Here is a 20333-nt window from a genome sequence, read left to right on the forward strand (position 1 = left end):
TTGCATGCCCCCTTCATCGGAAACCGTTGAACCGCTGACATGGCCTGAACTGGAGCGTTTGACCGTTCCCGAGACGGATCGGATCAACGGAGCGACGAACGCCCAGTCGCATCTGCGACTTTTTGGACATCCCGAAGCCGCTGTACGAGTGACCCTCTACAGGGACCATCACGCCTGGTGTCCCTACTGCCAGAAGGTCTGGTTATGGCTGGAGTGCAAGCGAATTCCGTACCGCATTCGCAAGGTGACAATGCGCTGCTACGGGCGAAAGGAACCCTGGTTTCTCGAGAAAGTGCCCTCAGGAATGCTGCCGGCCCTTGAACTTGATGGGGACCTGATCACCGAAAGCGATGTGATCCTTCTCAGGCTGGAACGGGCCTTCGGTGCTCTGGGCCTGCCCCTTGAATCAGATCGGGCGATGCATCTAAGGCAACTTGAACGTCTGCTGTTTCGTGCCTGGTGCCTCTGGCTCTGTTCTCCTGGACTGACCAAACGTCAGCAGGATCAGGCCCGTGATCAGTTCCAGGCAGTCGCAAGACGGCTGGAACAGGAGATGAACCACCTACCGGGTCCATGGCTGGATCCTGATGGCCCGGGTTCCGTGGACCTCGTCTTCGTTCCCTATGTGGAACGGATGAATGCCTCCTTGGCTTATTACAAGGGCTTTCGCCTGAGGCAGGAGCATCCGGCCATCGGCAGCTGGTTCGTCGCCCTTGAGCAGCTGGAGACCTATCGCGGCACCCAGAGCGACATGCACACCCATGCCCACGACCTGCCTCCCCAGATGGGAGGGTGCTGGTCCGATGACAACCCCGAAGCGGCGGCGCTCGCCAGCCGCATCGATCGCGGAGAAGGCCTCGGCCAGGACGAAGGGGAATGGCCTGATGCCTCGAACCAGGGGATGGCGGCCCGAGCGCTCAGCAGGGTTCTGCGTCACCGCAAGGCCTTGCTGGCAAGCAACCTGCTTGGTGCCGCGCGGTTCGACCAGCCCCTGCGCTGCGCCCTGACCCATCTGATGAGCAAGCAGGATTGCCATCCCAGAGCCGGCAGTGCTGCTGCTCTTCGCTATCTGCGCGATCGCGTTTCGGTTCCTCGCGACATGCCACTGCCCGCGGCCAGGCTTCTGCGTCAGGCTCTCGAGGCAACAGCGGCTCTGGATGGTTCCGAACATCCTCGACCACTGCCGCTTCACGATCGGCTGGACCAGAACCCGGAAGCGTTTCGAACGGCAAGCTGACGCCGCAAGTCGGCCATAGTGATGGGATCGATGGCACCCGGTGTGTCCCTCTCCCTCCCCCCTTACCAACGAATTCCGGAAGCGGGGAAAGACACTGAGCTGATCGAGGTGTCCATTGCCGAGCTGCAACCCACCCAGTGGTGCATCGGCCTCGCTGAAGTGTGGGCTCGCCAGGAGGACTTCTCCAAGGACAGCCGGGAGGAGCGGCTCGACTACCTGAAAGGCAAACCCGTCCCCCTGGTGCGAAGCGCAGCCGGGAAACTTTGGATGGTGGACCGTCACCACCGTCTGCGGGGGCTGCATGGTCTTGATGCCCATGCCAGCGCCTGGGGATACGTCATCGCCGACCTGCCGTTCTCAGAGCGCGACGACGTTCTCCGGTTCCTGCAGCAACAGGGTTGGTTGTACCTCTATGACGGGCGTGGCCAGGGACCAAGGGCCTCCGAAGAGCTCCCCACATCACTCATGGACCTGGACGACGATCCCTACCGAAGTCTGGTGTGGAAGCTGAAGAAGGAGGGCGCCATCAAACCCCAGGCCCAGATCCCGTATCACGAGTTTCGCTGGGGAGCCTGGCTGCGGCGACGTCCCCTTCCGCCATTCAGTTCAAGACAACTGGAGCCAGCATTACCAGCAGCCAGACGCCTGGTGTGCTCTCCTTCAGCGTCCAGCCTGGCGGGTTGGCGTGGCGACAAACGCTCCTGCCGGTAGATCAGCGCTTGCGGCGGGAATCGATCTGAAGCAGATCCCGCACTTTCTGCACCTGCCCAGCCAGCTGGGGATCCGTCGCGAGTTTTTTCTCGACCTGCTCGACGGCATACATCACGGTGGTGTGATCTTTGCCGCCGAAGGTGTCGCCGATACGCGGAAGGCTCAGATCGGTACCCTGGCGCATCAGGTACATCCCCACCTGACGTGCCTGAGAGACCGCCCGTCGGCGCGTGCTGCTGCGCATCTCCTCGGGCGTCACGTCGAACACTTCGGACACCTTGTCGATCACCTGCTGAGGGGTCACGTCCACCCCCTGGCCGGTGGGATCCAGCATCGGTGCCACCGATTCCACCGTCATCGGCAGACCGGTGATCGAGGCAAACGCCACGGCGCGGGTGAGCGCGCCCTCAAGCTCCCGAATATTGGATGTGAACCGCCCAGCGATGTACTGGATCAGATCTCTGGGCAGAGCCATGCGTTCCTGCTCGGCCTTCTTCTGGAGAATGGCCATGCGGGTCTCGAGGTCAGGCGCCTGGATGTCAGCGATCAGACCCATCTGAAAACGGGAGATCAATCGCTGCTGCAGGCGGGGGATCTGACTTGGCGGGCGATCACTGGCAATCACCACCTGCTTTCCCGCTTCATGCAGCGCATTGAAGGTGTGGAAGAACTCCTCCTGGGTGTACTCCTTGCCCTCGATGAACTGGATGTCATCAACAAGCAGCAGGTCTGCTGCCCTGTAGCGATCACGAAACGCCTTCATCCCATCCTTCCGGATGCTGTCGATCAGATCATTGGTGAAGGTTTCTGTGGACACGTAGGAGACCCGGGAATCGGGATCGATTTCCAGTCGGTAGTGGCCAATGGCCTGCATCAGGTGGGTTTTGCCAAGGCCCACCCCACCGCAGATGAACAGGGGATTGAATTCGCGCCCTGGCGCCTCCGCCACCGCGAGCGCCGCTGCGTGGGCCATCCGGCTGTTGGGTCCCACCACGAAACGGTTGAACACGTAGCGAGGATTCAGTCCCGGCAGATACCGCTTCGGGGTGGTTCGATCCGGCGATGATCCAGCCGGAGCTGACGCGGTCGGCGGAGATGGCGCTGAATCCGTGTCGCGGCGAGGACCCTGTCGGTCCCGTTCCACCCCTGCAGGGACGGCGCTCTCCGTCAGCACCGTCACCTGCACCGGACGTCCGTAGACGGCCGCTGCCAACTCGGCGATGGTGGGCAGAAGCTGCTCCTTCAAACGAACCCCTGCAAAGGGATTGGGGGCCATCAGCTTCAGTTCCCCGTTGGCGAACTCCCTGCAGCCCGTTGGCCTGATGAAGGTCTCGAAGGTGGGCTTGCTGAGCGTTGACTGCAGCTCTTGCTGAACCTTCCGCCAGAGCTCATCGCCCGTGTATCCCACTGACCCCCAGCTGCCTGAGTGCTGAATCTACGCATGCATTCAGGGGCAGTCCGTCTTAAATGAGTCAGGAAATATGAAGCCATGATGCAGCGTTCGCTGAGATGGATTGGGATCGGCCTGCTCAGCACAACGCTTTCGTCCTGCGGCGTGTTGCGCAGTCAGCTCGGATTGAATTCCGCACAGCCTGACAAAGCGCCACCGGTGGTGAGCGATTCACCCCGTGCGGCTCCCCTGCAGCCTGGGGACAACGTGATCGTGAAAGCGGTGGATCGCGTCGGACCGGCCGTTGTCCGCATCGACGTGGTCAAGGAAATCAACAACCCACTCGGTCGGATGTTCGGCCTTGGCCCGGCTACGCAGCGACAGCAGGGACAGGGATCCGGCTTCATCACTCGCTCCAACGGGCTGATTTTCACCAACGAGCACGTTGTGCGCGGTGCCGACAAGGTGGCCGTAACCCTTCCGGACGGTCGCAGTTTCACCGGCAAGGTGCTCGGCGGGGACAACCTGACGGATGTCGCCGTTGTGAAGGTGGTCGCCGAGGAATTACCGGTGGCGACACTCGGGGACTCCAACAATTTGCGGCCGGGTGAGTGGGCCATCGCCATCGGCAATCCCTTCGGTCTGAACAACACCGTGACCGCTGGAATCATCAGCGCCGTGGGACGCACGCAAGCCAACAACGGTGGCGGCCAAAGAGTGCCGTACATCCAAACGGACGCCGCTGTGAACCCTGGCAACAGCGGCGGCCCGCTGATCAACGCAGCTGGCCAGGTGATCGGTATGAACACCTTCATCCGCGCTGCCCCGGGGGGCGGTTTGAGCTTTGCGATCCCAATCAACTCCGCGAAGCGAATCGCCCAGCAGATCGTGAGTACAGGCCAGGCCTCCCATCCGTATCTCGGGGTGCGCTTACGGGATCTGACTCCCCAGCTTGCAAGGGAGATCAATGCCACCAACCCGCAATGCAAGGTGCCTGAGGCGAATGGGGTTCTGGTGGTCGACGTCGAGGCCGACTCTCCGGCAGCCGCGGCTGACATCCGCCAGTGCGATCTGATTCGCCAGGTGAACGGAGACAAGGTGAGAAACCCGTCTGAGGTTCAGATCGCAGTTGACCAGGGGCAGGTCGGTGAGCCGATGCAGGTCACCCTGGAGCGCGAAGGGCAGGACGTGATTGTGGAGGTGTTGCCGATCGAAATTCCTCGCAACGGATGAGATGCCGGCGAAACCGGTGCTGATGGTGATGGCGCGCTGGCCATCAGCAGGGCGCTGCAAGAGACGACTCACCAGTGATCTGGGTTCCCTGCCTTTGCAACACGCCGATGAGCGCGCTGCACACCTGCAGCGGCAGCTGCTGGCGCACACCATGGCGGTAGCCAACCGGCTGCGGCTGGAGGGACATCTGGAACTTGCGATCGCTGTGAGTGGTCTCGCACCTCGTGGAGCAAGGCGTTGGGGACGCACTCTCCAGGTCGACAGGACGGTGCTGCAGCGTGGCGGCTCCCTGGGATGCCGGCTTCGGCATCTGCTGATGGCATTCAGACGAAGCGATCCAGGACGTGGCCTGCTGCTGATCGGGACCGATCTTCCTGGCCTGAATCACCATGATCTGCTCAGAGCAGTCGAGTTCCTGCAGCAGGAAGACCTCATTCTCGGACCGGCCGATGACGGTGGCTACTGGCTGATCGGCCTGTCTGAGGCATTGCTCCAGCAGCCAGCGCGCTGGCCGATTCAGGACATTCCCTGGGGTAGCCCCACCGTTCTCGAGAGCACGATGCACAGAGCGCAGGCCGCCGGACTCGATCCGGCTCTGCTCGCATCCCGGCAGGACATCGACCGCATCAGCGATCTTCAGCCCTGGCTGACATGAAGCCGCTCTCAGTGGTGATTCCCACGTTGAACGAGTCGCGCTCACTCCCCCTGCTGCTGGCGGACCTCGCGCGCTGGCCCTGGTCCATGCAGCTGCTGGTCGTGGATGGAGGAAGCCGGGATGCCACGGTCAACGTGGCTCACCTGGCCGGGGCTGAGGTGCTCAGCAGTCCGGAACGTGGCCGGGGCCAACAGCTGCGCCTCGGCAGCGCCAACGCACGTGAGAACTGGCTTCTGGTGCTTCATGCCGACAGCCGGCTGAATCCGCAGTGGCCTGAAGCCGTCTCGAAGGTGATCAACGATCCCGACAACGCCAGCCAGGCCTGGACATTCGACTTTCAGGTTGAAGGAGATCGTCTGATGCTGCGAATGTTGGAGAGGGCGGTGGCCCTGCGCAGCCGCTGGTTGCAGCGCCCTTACGGAGATCAGGGGCTCTTGATTCACCGAGACCTGCTGATTAAAGCTGGCGGCTATCAACCTCTAGCCTTGATGGAGGATCTCGACCTGGTGATGCGTCTGAACGGCCAGGCGAGAATCCGGCAGCTCGGGTTACCCCTCACAACCAGTGGACGCCGCTGGAGCGACAGGGGTGTGCTGAGGGTCGCCTGGCGCAATGCCCGCTTGCGATCGCGCTGGCGCGCTGGAGAAGACCCAGTTCTGCTCGCCGATGCCTACCGAGCGTCGTCGATCAGCTCGCGTACCAGAAAGCACAACGATGCTGCTGCGGTTCCAGCTCCCAACCCTGACGCTGGTAGAAGCTCACCACACCGGGATCAGCGAAGAGACTGACGCGCTCAGTCCCCATCTCCCGCAGCGCATCGAGGACATAAACCATCATCTGACTTCCCAGGCCGGAGCCTTGATACAGGGGATGGACCGCCACGTCCCAGACCGTGGCCTCCAGGACACCATCGCCTGTACAGCGGGCAAATCCAACCAAGCGAGGCACCCGTGGGTCATGACGCCAAAGGCCAACTTTGAGCAGACTGTTGGCCAAGGCCTTCCTGACCCTTCGCACCGGTCGGCGGCTCCAGCCCACGGCCTCGAGTAACTGCTCCAGCTCCACCAGATCAAACGGGCGTGTCTGGCTGAAAATCAGGGTGAGCTGGTCATTGGCACAGGGACACAGGCGCGCCTCAGATCCATAGAGCTGCTGGAGAGGCTCGGTGACCGTCGGCAGCGACTGGGTCATCAAAGTCTGGCCAACCCCTTTTCCTGTAGCTCTGCCAGTTGAGCGTAAAGCCCCCCACGCGCACGCAGCTCAAGATGGGTGCCCTGCTCGATCAAGCGGCCCTGGCGCAACACCAGAATCCGGTCCGATGCCTCCACAGTTGCAAGGCGATGGGCGATCACAACGGCGGTGCGCTTCTGAAGCAGACGATCAAGGTCTCGCTGAAGAGAGGCCTCGGTTGCAGGATCCATGAAGGCCGTCGCCTCATCCATCACCAGAACCGCTGGATCACGAATGGCCACCCGTGCAACCGCCAGCAACTGCCTCTCTCCAGAGGAGAGATTGCCTCCGCGTTCTCGCAGTTCGGTGAGAAGACCATTCGGCAGACGCGCCAGCAGGCTCTCAAGCCCCAGGTCCCGACAGATCGTTGCAAGAGTGCGATCACTGATGTCGGCATTCAGGCGGAGATTGTCGGCGACATTGCCACTGAACAAAAAGGTGTCCTGCAGAACGACACCGAGCTGTCGGCGAAGGTCTGCGATGGGCAGCTGCCGGATATCCAGTCCATCGAGAAGAATGCGGCCACGCTGGGGCTCGTAAAGGCGACACAACAGCCGAATCACGGTGGTTTTACCAGAGCCCGTCGGACCCACCAATGCCACATGCTCCCCTGGAGCAATCCGGAACGAAAGATCGCTCAGGATGGGTTCGTCCGGTCGGTAGCTGAAGCTGACGTTCTCGAACACCACCTCTCCTGAGCCGTTGGAGCCGAGGGGAACCGCGTCGCGCGACTCGACGATCTCAAGGGGCTGTTCAAGCAATTCACCGATGCGTTCAACGGCGGTGAGTCCGCCCTGAATCTGGGTGAATCGCTCAGCGAGTTGTCTCAGCGGATCAAACAGTCGCTGTGCATACAGGATGAAGGTCGTCAACGTACCCAGACCCATCGCCGCACCGGTCACCATCCATCCGCCGAGAGCAATCACAAGGGCGACAGCGCAGAACGCCACCCACTCGAGGAAGGCCGAGATGCTGCTGTCAAAAAAAATTGTGCCGTTCACCGCACTGCGATAAGCCGATCCCGTTCTGGCGAAACGGGAACCATTGACGGCTTCACGGCGGAACATCTGGACAACCTCAAGGCCCTGAAGGTTTTCCTGAAAATCGGCATTGAGCTGCGACAGTTCCTCGCGCACGCGGTAGTTGGCCTTGCGGTAGCGACCTTGCAGCCAGAGGACGACCAGGGTGACAGGAACCTGGGTGAGGAGCAGGAGTAAACCAAGACGCCATTCGAAGAAGAGCATCGAAGCCGCGATCACCAGCAGGCTGACCAGATCCCCAAGAACTCCCACGGCCCCACTGGCGAAAACCTCGGCCAGGGCATCGACGTCACTGGTGAGCCGGGTCAGCAACTTGCCGACGGGCATTCCATCGTGAAAACGCAGCGACAGCGATAGGGAATGCCTGAACAGCTCATCACGGATCCGGGCTGTCAAACGCTGGCCGACGGCCTGAATGTTGAAGGTTTGGACTCCCTGCAGGCCCATGCGCACAACGATGGTGACCAAGAGGCAGCTGACAAGCAGACGAATCGCTGCTGCGGCTGGGAGATCCTGCAACCAGGGAAGGCTGGCCTCTCCAAGAAGCACGCTGATCGCCTGACCAACCAGCAGAGGCTGCAGCGCTCCCGCAAGCGCCACAGGGACCAGAAGCAGAAGCGTGAGCAGCAGACGGCGCCGGTCATGGCCGAGATATCGACCGAGGCGAACCGTCCTTCGCCAGTCGCTGACGACAGGCATCAGCCGGACACTCCTGCCGTCGCGCAGGTCCCTCGCATGGCCTCGACAACAGCCTTGAGATCGCCGCCATCGAGGCGAAGGGAGAGAGGGTGGCCGACGAGACGCGCCGTGGACTGGAACAGATCCTCGATCGCGACGAGTCCGTTGTCCCGCAGGGTGCGCCCCGTCGCCACGAGATCGACAATCGCCTCGGACATGCCTGTGATCGGCCCGAGCTCCACCGATCCGTTCAACTGAACCAGCTCGACTGGGAGATCAAGGGCATCAAAAAACTCCCGGGCGCAGTTGGTGAATTTGCTGGCCACCCGGCAGTGCGGAGGCAGATCTGCTGCACGGCGGTAGCCACTGCTCTCCTTGACGGCAACGGACATCCGGCAGCCACCAAAGCCGAGATCCACCAGCTGAGCCACCGGGAGCTGGTGCTCACGCAGCACGTCGTATCCCACCACCCCGAGCTGGGCCTGCCCGTAGGACACGTAGGTCGGAACATCACCATTGCGAACCAGCAGGGCTCTGGCACGCCCGCAGGGTGTCGGCAACATCAACTGGCGATTATCAGGATCCAGAAACGCCGAGAAGTCCAGTCCAGCCGCTGCGAACCGAGCCACGGATTGCTTGAGCAACCCTCCTTTGGCCAAGGCGACGGTGATCATGGTGTCAGCACCGTCCTGGAAACCAGGCTGGACTTTAACGATGCACTCCGCCCTCCACGCCCTTCCGGTTCTGCAGGACAACGTGATCTGGATCTGGATCTGCGGAGGAGAGGCCGTTGTCGTGGACCCAGCCGTTGCTCCTCCTGTCCAGACGTGGCTGGAGGAGCAAGGGTTGACATTGACAGCCGTTCTCCAGACCCATCACCACGCCGATCACATCGGAGGAACCCCCGAACTGCTGCTTCGCTGGCCTGACGCAGAGGTGGTGGCAGCAGCGAGCGATCGACGCCGGATCCCGTTTCAGACCATCTCCGTCGCTGACGGTGATCGGCTGTCGGTGATGGGACAGGACGTTCACGTCATCGATGTGGCTGCTCACACCAGCCATCACATCGCCTTCTATGTCCCCAACAGCGCTGATCACGAAATCGGTCCGGTCCTGTTCTGTGGCGACACGCTCTTTGCCGGGGGCTGCGGTCGATTGTTTGAAGGGACACCGTCCGACATGTTTCAGGCCCTGGCTCGACTGGCCCTGCTACCAGCTGCCACAAAGGTGTGCTGCGCCCATGAATACACCGAGAACAATCTGCGCTGGGCTGCCGAGCGATGTCCGCAAAACGCCGACATCCAACAGCGCTACCAGGCGGTGAAGAGCCTGCGTGTGCGGGGCGAGCTCAGCCTGCCCAGCACGATCGCCCTGGAGCAGCAGACCAATCTGTTCATGCAGGCTGCGACGGCCGAAGAGCTGGGGAGCTTGCGCCATCACAAGGATCACTGGCGCGCAGCCTGATCCGCTCAGGAAACAACACAACGGATGCTTCGGGCCGCAGACCCAATCGGCAACGGGTCCCGCGGGGATGGTCCTGGTCGAGGGGAAGATTCACCCTCACGCTCTGCGAGTCGAGCTGAACCCGGTACTGCCATCCCTCACCGAGAAATTCACGACCCATCACACAGGCTTTGGCTGAGCTGTCGACATCGAGGCTGATGGCGGCTGGATCGACAAGCACCGACCCAGCCCCCGGAGGAAGCGTCGCCTGGCCGGAATGGTGTGCCCGCATGGAACCCAGGGCGCAATGCAGCGTCTCTGATGAGCGGGAGATCACCGGGAGCAGGTTGGCCTGCAGCACAAAGCGTCCGACAAAAGGCGTTGATGGGTCCTGAACAAGCTGTCGCGGCTCAGCGCACTGATCAAAACGGCCGTCATTCATCACCGCCACGCGATCACAGATCGCCAGCGCCTCTCCAGGATCGTGCGTGACGATCAGGCCACTGGCTCCACAGAGCTTCAGGACCGATGTGAGCTCTCCACGCAGCCTTAGACGCACCTCGACATCGAGGTTGGACAGCGGTTCGTCCATCAGGACAACGGCGGGCGCCGGTGCCAAAGCCCTGGCCAGCGCCAGACGCTGCCGTTGCCCCCCTGACAGCTGATGGGAGAACCGTTCCTCCAGATCCGCCAATCCGAGCAGCTCAAGCAACCAGCGAGCACGGCTGACATCCTGACCAGGCCTCAGACCGAAACAGGCGTTCTGCCAGGCATTCAGGTGGGGGAAGAGGGCGTAGTCCTGAAAGACCATTCCCACACCGCGGCGTTCCGGTGGGACCCAGCGACCGTCACCCGCCACAAGGCCCTGCTGAAGGTGAACACTGCCACGGGAGGGCCTCTCAAATCCGGCGATCAGACGCAGAAGCGTGGTCTTGCCGCAACCCGACGGACCGAGCAGACCCAGCAACTCACCGGCGGCCAGCTTCAGATCGATTCCCTTCAGCGTCCAGCTCTGGCCAGCCCCGTCAAACCGATGCCAGAGGTCGCGAAGCTCCACCGGTGGCGGTATGACCGGCGGAGGTGTGGTGGACAACGGCGAAACGCGATGATCGCCTCTCATTTTGCGTTCCTGTCATGTCCGCTCGAGCGATCACGACGTCCTCAGCCCCTGCGCCGGTTGGTCCCTACAACCAGGCTGTGCTGGCGGGTGGTTGGCTGTACTGCTCAGGACAGATCCCGATTGATCCGGCCACGGGATCGATGGTGGGCAACGGGGATGTGACGGCAGAGACACGCCAGGTGCTGAACAATCTGATCGCCGTTCTCAAGGAAGCTGGCGCCAACCCCAGCCAGGTGGTGCGCTGCACTGTCTACCTGACGGATCTTGGAGACTTCCAGACGGTGAATGCGCTGTACGCCGAGGTTTTCGGAGAGGGCGTCAGTCCCGCCAGAGCATGCGTGGAGGTGTCGGCTCTTCCGAAAGGCTCCCGCGTTGAGATTGACTGCATTGCCTGGCTTGGATCCGACGCAACCGCCGCTTGACACGCTCGCCACGCAGAAGACTTCGTTGTGTTGCAGTTTGAGGGGGGTGTCTTCAACGTTTTCACTGCCTTCGCCCAGCGCCGGAGATCAAGCCAAATCCCTGCGAGCGACAGTCATTTCAGGATGCAGACCATCTGTACTGAGCAGATCGCCGGAGGACATCGACTGACCTGCCACCCCTTGCCCGACGAGGGGCCGGGGAAGCTAGTCCGACGGTTTCATAGGTTTAGGTGGTGGTGGAACGGATTTCATGCCCCAGGCGAAGCTGACCATCGGTGAACTGGAGGCGGGATACCCTCTGTACTGCAAGGCCTTGAGACGCTTGCTTCAGCAGGGAAAGTCGCCCAAAGACATCGAACGAACCGTCTGCTGGGGACATCTCGAGACCCTCAACCGCTGCCTGCCGACGCGTTACAAATCCCCCTCGTACCTACTGGCCCTCATCAGGCGCGACCTTGAAAAAAAAGAGTCATGAGGTCAGTTTGATCGATGCCCCTCCTGCTGCCATAGCTCAATCACTTCAGGGAAATGCGTTTCCATGCACGCATCGCAGATTCCGTGACTGAAGCTGAGGGTGGTGTGCTGGGAAAGATATTGATCGAGATGTAGCCAGTGTCCTTTCTCATCCTTGGCCTTGCGGCAGTAGGAGCACGTTGAGATCATTCCGCCTTTGCTTTCCATCTGGCAGACGGACTCCAACAATCTGATGGATCGTTTACGCAGTTCCAGAAAGGTCACAGCCTGGCGAGCCAGAGCCTCCATCACCTTGCACTGAGCAGGATCGAGATCGCCAGGCCTGCGATCAATCACACAAAGGGTCCCAATGCGATGGTCCGCATCGTTCTGAAGAGGAAAGCCGGCGTACAGGCGAATGCCCGGGTCACCGGACACCAGGGGGTTGTCTTTGAAGCGTTCGTCCCTGTGGGCATCAGGAACAATCAGCGGCTCTGCGCTGAGAATGGCGTGGGCACAGAACGACCAGTCGCGAGGCGTCTCCTCGACATCGAGCCCGACGCGGGACTTAAACCATTGGCGATCTGCATCGACAAGACTCAACAGCGCAATGGGAGTCCGGCAGGTTTCAGACGCGATTGTGGTGATGTCGTCGTAGGACTGCTCTGGCCTGGTCCCGAGAATCCTGTATTCGTGGAGCGCTGCCAGGCGTTCCGACTCATTCTCAGGACGTGCAGCTGTTTTCACAACATCTGAGAACAGTCACTTCAACCTACAAAAAATTTCTCTGCAAAAAGCCTGCGAAACAAGACTTCAAGTTAACTTTTCCATAGAAATCAAACCTTTTATTCATACTGACTCAAATCCATCAAAAAAGACACAGAACAGACTCTCAAAATCGTCACAACCAATTGGAAAGGTCGATCAGGACCGAAGGCATGCCTGCCAATCGATCGACTCCTGTTCTATGAACGCTGCCATGAAGAGATGAATAAGGCCGACGCCTGAAAACGACGCGCAAGCAGAAAGCATCACCAAGGGAGCAAAGCAGCACGACAAAGCTCAAGTTGAATCAAGTGAAGACACATCATTCAGACACATTTCAAGGGGAACAACTACAAAACAACCAGCATCCAGACGATTCAGCTCGACCTGGAGATCGTTCCGCGCCAGCAAAAAGAAAGACAAGCAACGCAGACAATGCCAGGACATACCTGACAGAAACTCTTCACGCATCCATCCCCCAAAGAACAACAAGATCCTCGAGAAAAATGAACGAATCAAATCCTCTCAAGACATCTATGATTGCCATTGCAAAATTGAGCCGATGAAACAACAAAACCGCATCAAAAAGCTTTCTTATAGCCTTGACGATAAGAATTAGAGGTTGATGCCTTCCAAAACGAAGGGACAGACCATAACAAAATAAAAACATATCGCTTAACAATTCGCTGAATGCAAATTGCATTGTTTTTATATCAGAGGGTAAAAGTCTATATCAATTAAGATTCTTAGCGAATGAAATTCGAGACATGCCCAAAGTCAACGATTCGCCTACACATATCAAGATCATTGTACAAGACGTGGGGCTCAGGATGTCGAGAGCCCTAGTGCCTCACCCACCGGTAGACCATGCGAAAATCTTTCGAAGCATTCTTGACACGGTCGTTGTAGATTTTACGGTCATATTTCAGAAGATCCTGCTTCGGAAGAGAAGCTTTCTGGTAGCTGACGCCACGATACGTGCAGACGGGCATTGGATCTCCTGCGGTCGCAAACGAAATTACAGTCAAATCAACGCCAGAGGCAATTTGTGTGCCTCTACAACCAAATTTTCACAATCTCTTCAGAAAAAGTGCTCTCCTCGTTGCATCATCAGAGCAAGCCGGGCCGTGGCGCCTCCCTGTTCATCTCAATGTATTAAGAACACCCGGGCAACTCCCTTGACAGCATCCATTGGGAGCGATCCAGAGACTGAATGGGAACTGAGCTTGTGGGGTAGGTCCAGGTTCCTTAGGTCACTCCTAAGGGAATCAGACTCGCCAAAGATGTGAACATTCACTCTGCAATCAACGCAGAGCAAAGGGGTTTTAACGTTTAAAGGCGACGTGCCGCAACAAATGCTCGCAAGTCCAATGGAATCTAACCACGAACACCTTGGGACACTGATTTAATTCACCAATGCATCTCTCAAAGGTGGAAAGAACAGAACGCATCTTGGAAGGTTCGATATTGGAAACAGCTTGAAAAAACTCTGAAGTAAAACGATCAACAGAAGCCGTGAAATCAAAGGTGATCAATACCAGCTCGTATTCAAAAGTGTGGGAACCAATCAGTGGCAGTAACGCCGTATGATGCCAAGCATGCATACCACTCATACCCGTCATGGTGCACTTGTACGTGTGACCAGGGACATTGGTGGGCATACCTTGGAAGAATAACTGCATGACCGCCAACCACCATCAACTGCTGGATATTCATTCCATTGAGGAACAATTCGCCCACCGTTCGGCCATAGCGATCCATGGTGATCCGTCGAAGATCAACAGTCTTGCCCACAACGATCAATCGGAGTCGATCTCGCGCTGCAACAGCACGATCCTGATCGGCAGGGTTGCCACGACGATCAGGAGCATCAATGCAGGCCAAACGAATCCGCTCACCTGATGTCGCCCGACAGGTATCACCGTCATAACAGTCTTCAATCCTGACAAGATCACGCACTTCAGCCAGGTTTGAACAAGGCAATGCCAGCGTCAAAGCAGACAGGAGGCCAAAAGCAGTGAACGTGGTGTTGAAAAATTCTTTCTTCATTAAAAGCAGATTATTCTGAAGACAATTCCTTCTGGTGAATACCGTGCGACACCGTACGAACCAGACAATAGCAATACGGTAAGATTTCTTTTATGTCAGGTAAATCAATGAATTTCACGATCGTCATTCTCGACGAGCACGTTACTGCATATCCGCAAGTGGAGTGGAGCGACTGGAAAGACGAGAACAGGAAACAGATGATCAGTCAAGGCGATCATTGGTCCAAAGGCACCTTGGCAGGAGACGACATCTGGGATTGCCTTAAAAGGAATAAAATCAACCCTGATCATGTTGTTCAATGGAAGCCTGAATCAGAGAAACTTCACAGAGTCAGCTTGCCTCTGTTGACCTGATCACAATGCACTTCCCAAATTAAATGAATCGCACTGACCAGATAGAGCTCATCAATCAAGATCACTAGGCAGTAAAAGCAAACCAAATAACTCAGCCCTACGAACTGCCATTTATGCATGACATGTACTCAGTCTGAAAGCCAAACTATAAATACTTGAAATCGGTTTGCTCAACAAAGTTGAATGAAATCTTCGCTGGCGTTATTCATTTCATTCGTCGTCTGGGCAGCAACGCCAAAAGCCAAGATTGCCATTGTTACTGTTACGCGCAACACGCTTGCACGTCACCCCCACGTTTTTTTGGCTTGGATCATTGCCACTCATGATCGTGATGCAGTCGGATGCCTGGGCGGCAGACGCTGAAAAAGCCACAGCAGCACCCAAGGCCAATCTAACGACGTGAGTCACAATGATTTCGTTTGTTACCATGCAATTTAATCACGCGACCACTGGAAAACAATTGGGTATTTGACCGCTTTATCAATCGATGATACTGATGATCAAATGCTCTGCTGAGGGGTTGAAGGCATAGGGTGATATCTAACCATCAGAAACCAAAGCTCATGCTTGGCATCATTACGGGCGTAAAAGTCGAACATGAAAGATGATGCGTCTTGGAGCACACCAGACATGACTGTCTGAAGTGTTCCCCCGGGTGTGCCGTTGAGCAACGGACAACAAAAACCCCGCCATTGCTGAAGGGGGGAAGTGTAGGGTTTTAATGGAAGATCGGCCAGCGCTGAAAGTACAACTTACATAACTTTAATAGAATTAAAAATATCAGCTGACGAGGCTTCTAAAGTTGCATAAATGATGCACGTTCCGATTTTGGATTTTAGTTCAAAAGAAGAACCTTCGGAATGATCTGGCATAACCGTTATTTCAATATAATCTCTATGCTTACTGCGAATCAAAAGCTGATCACCCTGGGACGGATCGAAATCATAAATGGTATTTTCATGTTTCTTCATTAGTCCGAATCTGTCAGCACCTGCTCAACCATTGTAGACATTGGAGCCTATCCCTGCCAAAAGCAAATCATCTCCTTGGCCTCCAATGAGAGTGTCATTGCCATGGTATCCGTAAAGCCTGTCGTTACCCAAGCCGCCGTCAAGGTGATCATCATTTTTACCAGCGTAAATTACATCATCTCCGCGTTCACCAAGGATTGTATCTTCACCATTGTATCCCCCACATCTTGTCGTCACCATGACCTCCGACAATCGTATTTTCAGTATCAATTCCACCATGAATGATGTCATTACCAATACCTCCCAAAAGGTAGTTCAATCCAGCATCGCTTCCTTGAATAAAATCATCACCCGCTCTCCCACTGATGCGCCAACTCTCTGGGCTTTCTTGTGGGGCAGCTAGCCAAGATCCAACAAGATCTCCAGTCAAAATATTCGTATGTTCTCCGTCCACTGCGTCCATTGAAATATAGGCATCTTGGTTTTGGATAAGGTTCTTTTGGGTTACATATTTCTAGAATCCTTTTAGACTCGTACGAACAACAAAATTAGTTTTTGCAACCTTGTTCTCCGGCTTAAATTTTTCGTCAAAGCTAATTTTGAAGCCTTTACCCAGTAGATATTTGAACACTTGCTATTTTTAAAATAAAACTACTTTAGCAATTACGGTTAAGAGACGGCAACCTGTGAGAGCGGGATACCGCTTGATTTCCGTGAACACAGCCCAGATGGCAACGCGCTCCCTCTGTTCGTTCTGAACTCTTCAGTTGTTTGCTCGCACCAATCGCACTACGCCCCATCGCTGAGACCAGGGGTGATAGTCGCCGTGACACCCAGTCCTTTGGTCCAGGGATAGGTGTGTACCTGCACTACTGCCAGATTATCTGCTTTCAAAAGAAGCAAGCCTCCACCTTGGTGAGGGTGGATCTGAGGCGAGAGCTTTTTGAAGCCGACGAATTCATCCATGGGCTTCCCGCCCTTGACGTAATCCACCATCACCTGGGCGTATTTCTCGTTGTTGGGGTCGGGAGCACACCAATGGATTATGAAGCAAGCCATCTAAAAACAGCTCAACACCATTCGATCTTTGCCTTAACTGCTGGGATCACTAGTAACCAAAGGAACATCAGGCTTGTCCTATGTATGGCGATACTTGAGTTGCTACCCGGAGATCCCAGCCAGAAATGGGGTGGCGCGCAAGATCTGCACTGAAAACAATCCATTCAAATAAGACCTGCCACATGTCCAAATCCAGAGACCTGATCAACGCCCACCTCTATCCAGTGCTTGCGACCTTCGCGGTGATCTATGGAGCCATTCAGATCGCTCCCATTGCGCAGCAGGCCCGTTCCTACAATGCATGTGTTCAGCAGGAACCAAACCTACGGGACTCAGCGGAAGCACAAAAATAATATTGAGCCAAAGTCTGCAGCCCGAAGAAGCATCTTTTGCAGTGGGTGGCTACGTCATCTCTAGCCTTTGCTGACAAACACTGTCTACGTCTGGTCTGCGAATAGAAAAACCCCGCCATTGCTGACGGGTTGATGAAGCGCTGGTGTTGTACTAGATGTCGTTACCACCAGGATCTGCGCTGCCGCTGAGGTTGTTGACCAGGAGGAAGTCATCGTGGTTAGTAAGACGAGAGTCAAGCCCTTTGGCTTCGGCATCATTCATGACGCCAGCATCAAGCCCCTGAAACAGGTTGATGGGCTCGATGACAAAGCGGTTATCGCTCCTGAGATCAAGACCGGCTTGCATTTCGTAGCCGAGGCTTCCTGGAGTGTCAATTAAATTCCCCAAATAGATGTCTGTTTCGGCTGTAATGTTTGAGTCACCTTTGTGGTCGGAAAACCACTTCTTTACCCGCTCCCACCAGCTGCCGCTCCCTTCTTGGTATTGATCATGAGTTATCTCGTTTCCACTTGAATCTTTATAAGTCGTCTCCCCATCTGAATTGATATACGCCTCATAACCATTATCGTGCTTCCATAGTTTGCCTGTTGTGTACCCATGTTCATTATACGTTGTGGTGATATCAACCGAATAAGGCCATGTTCCTTGGGTAGTGGTTTCAGTACTGTTTTGCACCACTTGGTCCTTGAGCAATTGCTGAATATTGCTTGACTGGGCCATGTAGGCTTTCTGTACATGGAAACTGACACCTATCAGCGGGTCAATATATGCCTGATTTCGATTGACATCGAGCAGATCATGCTGATGCTGAGGAACACCTTCGAGAAACTCTGGACCCGCATTGGGATCATAAAGTTCTGGGCCAGTACCGCCATTTGCCTGTATTGCCAGAACCCCGGAGGAGTTTTCATTCAACTCATCTGATCCTTCCATGCGATGAGGTTCTGATAGGCCTAGGCCTATTGAACCGTCGTGAAAGAAAGACTCTCCATCAATGGCATTGGTTTTGGGCATGAGGAAAATACCTGTTAATGGTGATTGTTGCTTTGGAGATATCTCTCCTCAGCTAACTCACCATCTCTGCAATCAACGACTCAAGCGATGACCCAGGTCATCCGCAGCTGTGATCTTGGTCACAGGTCCTCTAAAGCACTGCTAAGGCTGGGTTTCACAGGCTCACCCCCAAATGCCAAGCAATCAACCTGTCCTTTTCGTCTTCAGTCAGAAAAGGGGCAAGCCAGTCCAGAAGCAGCTCTTCCACTGCAGGCTTTCCAAGGTCCTGCACCCCGCCACGTAGCCACCTCTTGAAGCTGTCAGGGTCATTGGCCCTTAGCGCTGAGAGGAGTTCATTGAGCAACAGAACAATGAGGGGTTCGAGGGTCGTTGGTCAGTCGTGACGACCTGAACTATTCCCCGTTGTTCTCAGGCAACAAAAAACCCAGGGTGACAGAACGCGTCTAGCTCTGGTGACTTTTGTGTTGCTGCGCCAGTGACAAGGAGTTCCTCAACTTTGTTCCGAGGCACAGCTGAAAGTTTTGTTGCCTCAATCCATCTCAGTTCTGTTCACGAGATTGCTTCGCGGCCAGTCCGGCTTCAATGGCTGTTCCAATCGCCAGAGCGACCAGCCCGAGCAAGCCAATGAGTTGATTTTGGATTTGTTCGGCACCCTCCGCACCTTGTCCCAGCACTGCACCAAGTGCAAACCAGGTTGTCGCCAGAGCAGATGTAATCCAGTACGCCTTCCAGCGGCGCTGGTACAGGTACCCGGCGCCTATGCCCGGAATCACGTTCAAGGTGACGGCTACCCAGCCTGCTGATGCGGCGAGAATCTCTCTTTTCGTGGGTGCCATACGACCAGGTGTCTCGAAGCATTGTCGTGGGCGTCAACACCAACCGTGCGCCGCGCCCTTCCGGAACCTGATGTTCAAAAACCGTCTCAGTTCCTCAGCCATAGGGTCCGAAGCGCGTCGCACAGGCGGCTCCACACTGGGCACCCAAGGCGATGGCCTTCGCCAAAGACCAGCGCGCAGCAAGACCGGTGACCACCCCCGCCGCAAAGCTGTCACCGCAGCCATAGCTCTCGACCAATGGCCCGGGGAGGGGTGCAGGGTCGTAGCGACCGCCCGGAAGACTGAGTCCTCCCGCGGCACCTTCCGTGCGAATCAGCGTGTGGGGAGTTGGGTGCAACTGCTCCGGCTCCACGCGCTCACCCGGATCAAGGCCACTGCCAATCAGGGCGTCGAGGGACACCCTGGCCTCCTGCAGCACAGGCAAACGAACCCTCGGCGTCGCGGCTAGAACCGCAGCAGAACGGCAGGCTTTCAACAGAGGCGCATCAGCTGCCGTGACGAAGAGTCCGTCGCATTCGCCGAGAATCTCCCAGGGCAGGTGATCGTCGAGTGCTGGGGTCAGCCGCTCGCCTATCACTGTGATCGCCCTGTCCCCCTCGCCATCGACCAAGCTCAGGCCCCGCCGGGTTGGCACCTCCCTCCAGGCGACATGCACCTCAAGACCCAGATGCTCGAGCCGCTTGACGCAGGCTTCACCGACCGAATCGCGGCCTAGGGCCGTGAAGAACTGGACGGGCTGCTGCTGCAACCGCGCCATCTGAACAGCAACGACGGCACCACCACCAGCGGGTTCCTGAAGGGTCCGCAGGGCGTGACCGATGGTCCCGGGACGGGGCAATTGGTCCACTGCCAGAAATTCCACCCACTCGACATGGCCAACGACGGCCAAGCGCAGAGGCGGCAGGGAAGAGGCGGGAGACAAGGGCAGTCCCAGACGGCTGGAATCCCATCCTCTCTCGTGATTCTGCCTGGATCAGATTGATCGCTGCAGCTGCTCCGGCAGGCCGATCCCTCAGGGTGATCATCTCGACCGTCGTCGACGTCACCTTGCAAGTGAGCCATCTACCTTTGCAGAGCAGCTGGAAGCTGAAAATCAGGCAACGATCAGTACGTTAAGTAAGCCGCACTTAGCAGGGCGCACGATCAGTCTGCAATTGACAACTACTTTTCAGGATTTGGTGATGGGGGTGTCACCTTTTTCTGGTGTCAGTCGTGGTTCTAATCAGCGTTAATGAAGCAGCCTGATGTCTGCAAGGGGCAGTTACGCGGATGCCTTAAAGGATCTTCGTCCATATCTGACAGACGTCAAGAATAGAAACG

The 20333-nt window shown here is 56.8% G+C and carries 25 protein-coding genes and 1 pseudogene; 11 read left to right on the forward strand and 15 right to left on the reverse strand.

The window, feature by feature from the left end:
• Positions 1–4 precede the first annotated feature (4 nt).
• On the forward strand, positions 5–1237 hold the full coding sequence (locus KR100_RS10260) for a glutathione S-transferase family protein (RefSeq protein WP_038545548.1): 1233 nt from the start codon (positions 5–7) through the stop codon (positions 1235–1237).
• 21 nt (positions 1238–1258) lie between these two features.
• A complete protein-coding gene (locus KR100_RS10265; protein WP_239420313.1) occupies positions 1259–1948 on the forward strand; it encodes a ParB-like protein in 690 nt (229 codons plus the stop codon).
• Position 1949: 1 nt separating this feature from the next.
• Here KR100_RS10265 and dnaA read toward each other — a convergent pair whose 3' ends face one another.
• Entirely contained in the window at positions 1950–3356 is a 1407-nt protein-coding gene (gene dnaA, locus KR100_RS10270; RefSeq protein ID WP_038545551.1) for a chromosomal replication initiator protein DnaA, read from the reverse strand.
• 84 nt (positions 3357–3440) lie between these two features.
• On the opposite strand from dnaA, the gene KR100_RS10275 reads away from it, so the two are divergent.
• From KR100_RS10275 to KR100_RS10285, 3 genes are read left to right on the forward strand one after another with little or no spacing between them, the layout of a single operon-like run.
• Positions 3441–4571, forward strand: a complete 1131-nt coding sequence (locus tag KR100_RS10275; RefSeq protein WP_038548599.1) for a trypsin-like peptidase domain-containing protein — start codon at positions 3441–3443, stop codon at positions 4569–4571.
• Position 4572: 1 nt separating this feature from the next.
• Positions 4573–5226: a TIGR04282 family arsenosugar biosynthesis glycosyltransferase gene (locus KR100_RS10280; protein WP_038545555.1), complete on the forward strand. Its 654-nt coding sequence runs from the start codon at positions 4573–4575 to the stop codon at positions 5224–5226.
• Positions 5223–6014: a TIGR04283 family arsenosugar biosynthesis glycosyltransferase gene (locus KR100_RS10285; protein ID WP_071839889.1), complete on the forward strand. Its 792-nt coding sequence runs from the start codon at positions 5223–5225 to the stop codon at positions 6012–6014. The genes KR100_RS10280 and KR100_RS10285 overlap by 4 nt, the downstream gene beginning before the upstream one ends.
• Here the strand turns inward: KR100_RS10285 and KR100_RS15055 are convergent.
• Genes KR100_RS15055 through hisG form a run of 3 tightly spaced genes read right to left on the reverse strand, consistent with a single transcriptional unit; the run spans position 5914 to position 8848 of the window.
• Positions 5914–6417 carry a GNAT family N-acetyltransferase gene (locus KR100_RS15055; RefSeq protein ID WP_071839994.1) on the reverse strand — a complete coding sequence of 168 codons (504 nt, stop codon included), beginning with the start codon at positions 6415–6417 and terminating at the stop codon, positions 5914–5916. The two genes, KR100_RS10285 and KR100_RS15055, sit on opposite strands and share 101 nt — an antisense overlap.
• The gene (locus tag KR100_RS10295) at positions 6417–8195 is read right to left on the reverse strand and encodes an ABC transporter ATP-binding protein (protein ID WP_038545561.1); all 1779 of its coding nucleotides are present in this window, start codon (positions 8193–8195) and stop codon (positions 6417–6419) included. The genes KR100_RS15055 and KR100_RS10295 overlap by 1 nt, the downstream gene beginning before the upstream one ends.
• On the reverse strand, positions 8195–8848 hold the full coding sequence (gene hisG, locus KR100_RS10300) for an ATP phosphoribosyltransferase (RefSeq protein WP_038545564.1): 654 nt from the start codon (positions 8846–8848) through the stop codon (positions 8195–8197). The genes KR100_RS10295 and hisG overlap by 1 nt, the downstream gene beginning before the upstream one ends.
• Positions 8849–8888: 40 nt before the next feature.
• Here hisG and gloB point away from each other — a divergent pair, with 40 nt between their 5' ends.
• Positions 8889–9638, forward strand: coding sequence for a hydroxyacylglutathione hydrolase (gene gloB / locus KR100_RS10305; protein ID WP_038548605.1), 750 nt, complete (start codon positions 8889–8891; stop codon positions 9636–9638).
• Here the strand turns inward: gloB and KR100_RS10310 are convergent.
• Positions 9568–10737, reverse strand: a complete 1170-nt coding sequence (locus KR100_RS10310) for an ABC transporter ATP-binding protein (protein ID WP_038545566.1) — start codon at positions 10735–10737, stop codon at positions 9568–9570. The genes gloB and KR100_RS10310 overlap by 71 nt on opposite strands.
• 14 nt (positions 10738–10751) lie before the next feature.
• Between KR100_RS10310 and KR100_RS10315 the strand changes: the two genes are divergently transcribed.
• Positions 10752–11159, forward strand: a complete 408-nt coding sequence (locus KR100_RS10315; RefSeq protein ID WP_038545568.1) for a Rid family detoxifying hydrolase — start codon at positions 10752–10754, stop codon at positions 11157–11159.
• Positions 11160–11409: 250 nt separating this feature from the next.
• Positions 11410–11634 carry a DUF3136 domain-containing protein gene (locus KR100_RS10320; RefSeq protein WP_038545570.1) on the forward strand — a complete coding sequence of 75 codons (225 nt, stop codon included), beginning with the start codon at positions 11410–11412 and terminating at the stop codon, positions 11632–11634.
• Between the two features lie 2 nt (positions 11635–11636).
• On the opposite strand, the gene KR100_RS10325 is transcribed toward KR100_RS10320, so the two are convergent.
• The 4 genes and pseudogenes from KR100_RS10325 to KR100_RS15060 form a co-directional block, all read right to left on the reverse strand.
• Positions 11637–12359: a GAF domain-containing protein gene (locus KR100_RS10325; protein WP_038545572.1), complete on the reverse strand. Its 723-nt coding sequence runs from the start codon at positions 12357–12359 to the stop codon at positions 11637–11639.
• A gap of 315 nt (positions 12360–12674) precedes the next feature.
• Positions 12675–12848, reverse strand: coding sequence for a hypothetical protein (locus KR100_RS16025; RefSeq protein WP_156098036.1), 174 nt, complete (start codon positions 12846–12848; stop codon positions 12675–12677).
• Positions 12849–13702: 854 nt separating this feature from the next.
• Positions 13703–14059 (reverse strand): hypothetical protein, encoded by a 357-nt coding sequence (locus tag KR100_RS16800; RefSeq protein ID WP_038545577.1) that lies wholly within the window; start codon positions 14057–14059, stop codon positions 13703–13705.
• 34 nt (positions 14060–14093) lie between these two features.
• Positions 14094–14426 (reverse strand): annotated as a pseudogene (locus KR100_RS15060) (thermonuclease family protein); the annotation flags it as partial.
• 107 nt (positions 14427–14533) lie between these two features.
• On the opposite strand from KR100_RS15060, the gene KR100_RS10345 reads away from it, so the two are divergent.
• Both KR100_RS10345 and KR100_RS16030 read left to right on the forward strand, forming a co-directional pair.
• The gene (locus KR100_RS10345) at positions 14534–14779 is read left to right on the forward strand and encodes a hypothetical protein (protein ID WP_038545582.1); all 246 of its coding nucleotides are present in this window, start codon (positions 14534–14536) and stop codon (positions 14777–14779) included.
• Positions 14780–14962: 183 nt separating this feature from the next.
• Complete coding sequence (locus tag KR100_RS16030; protein ID WP_156098037.1) at positions 14963–15142, forward strand: hypothetical protein; 180 nt, start codon at positions 14963–14965, stop codon at positions 15140–15142.
• Positions 15143–15774: 632 nt separating this feature from the next.
• Here the strand turns inward: KR100_RS16030 and KR100_RS17055 are convergent.
• The 3 genes from KR100_RS17055 to KR100_RS10355 form a co-directional block, all read right to left on the reverse strand.
• Positions 15775–16041 carry a hypothetical protein gene (locus KR100_RS17055; protein ID WP_038545586.1) on the reverse strand — a complete coding sequence of 89 codons (267 nt, stop codon included), beginning with the start codon at positions 16039–16041 and terminating at the stop codon, positions 15775–15777.
• Positions 15956–16204 carry a hypothetical protein gene (locus KR100_RS16395; RefSeq protein ID WP_162176516.1) on the reverse strand — a complete coding sequence of 83 codons (249 nt, stop codon included), beginning with the start codon at positions 16202–16204 and terminating at the stop codon, positions 15956–15958. Before KR100_RS16395 ends, KR100_RS17055 begins: the two co-directional genes overlap by 86 nt.
• 335 nt (positions 16205–16539) lie before the next feature.
• Positions 16540–16809: a DUF3303 domain-containing protein gene (locus KR100_RS10355; protein ID WP_038545588.1), complete on the reverse strand. Its 270-nt coding sequence runs from the start codon at positions 16807–16809 to the stop codon at positions 16540–16542.
• A gap of 182 nt (positions 16810–16991) precedes the next feature.
• Here KR100_RS10355 and KR100_RS16605 point away from each other — a divergent pair, with 182 nt between their 5' ends.
• Complete coding sequence (locus KR100_RS16605; RefSeq protein WP_204207691.1) at positions 16992–17162, forward strand: hypothetical protein; 171 nt, start codon at positions 16992–16994, stop codon at positions 17160–17162.
• A 151-nt stretch (positions 17163–17313) separates the two neighbouring features.
• On the opposite strand, the gene KR100_RS10360 is transcribed toward KR100_RS16605, so the two are convergent.
• From KR100_RS10360 to KR100_RS10380, 3 genes are all read right to left on the reverse strand, one after another.
• Entirely contained in the window at positions 17314–18177 is an 864-nt protein-coding gene (locus KR100_RS10360) for a hypothetical protein (protein WP_156098038.1), read from the reverse strand.
• Positions 18178–18716: 539 nt separating this feature from the next.
• Positions 18717–19013: a hypothetical protein gene (locus tag KR100_RS10375; RefSeq protein WP_038545600.1), complete on the reverse strand. Its 297-nt coding sequence runs from the start codon at positions 19011–19013 to the stop codon at positions 18717–18719.
• 94 nt (positions 19014–19107) lie between these two features.
• Positions 19108–19941 carry a PfkB family carbohydrate kinase gene (locus KR100_RS10380; protein WP_038545603.1) on the reverse strand — a complete coding sequence of 278 codons (834 nt, stop codon included), beginning with the start codon at positions 19939–19941 and terminating at the stop codon, positions 19108–19110.
• Positions 19942–20333 lie beyond the last annotated feature (392 nt).

The sequence above is a fragment of the Synechococcus sp. KORDI-100 genome (genome assembly GCF_000737535.1).
In the GTDB taxonomy this organism is placed as follows: Bacteria; Cyanobacteriota; Cyanobacteriia; order PCC-6307; family Cyanobiaceae; genus Parasynechococcus.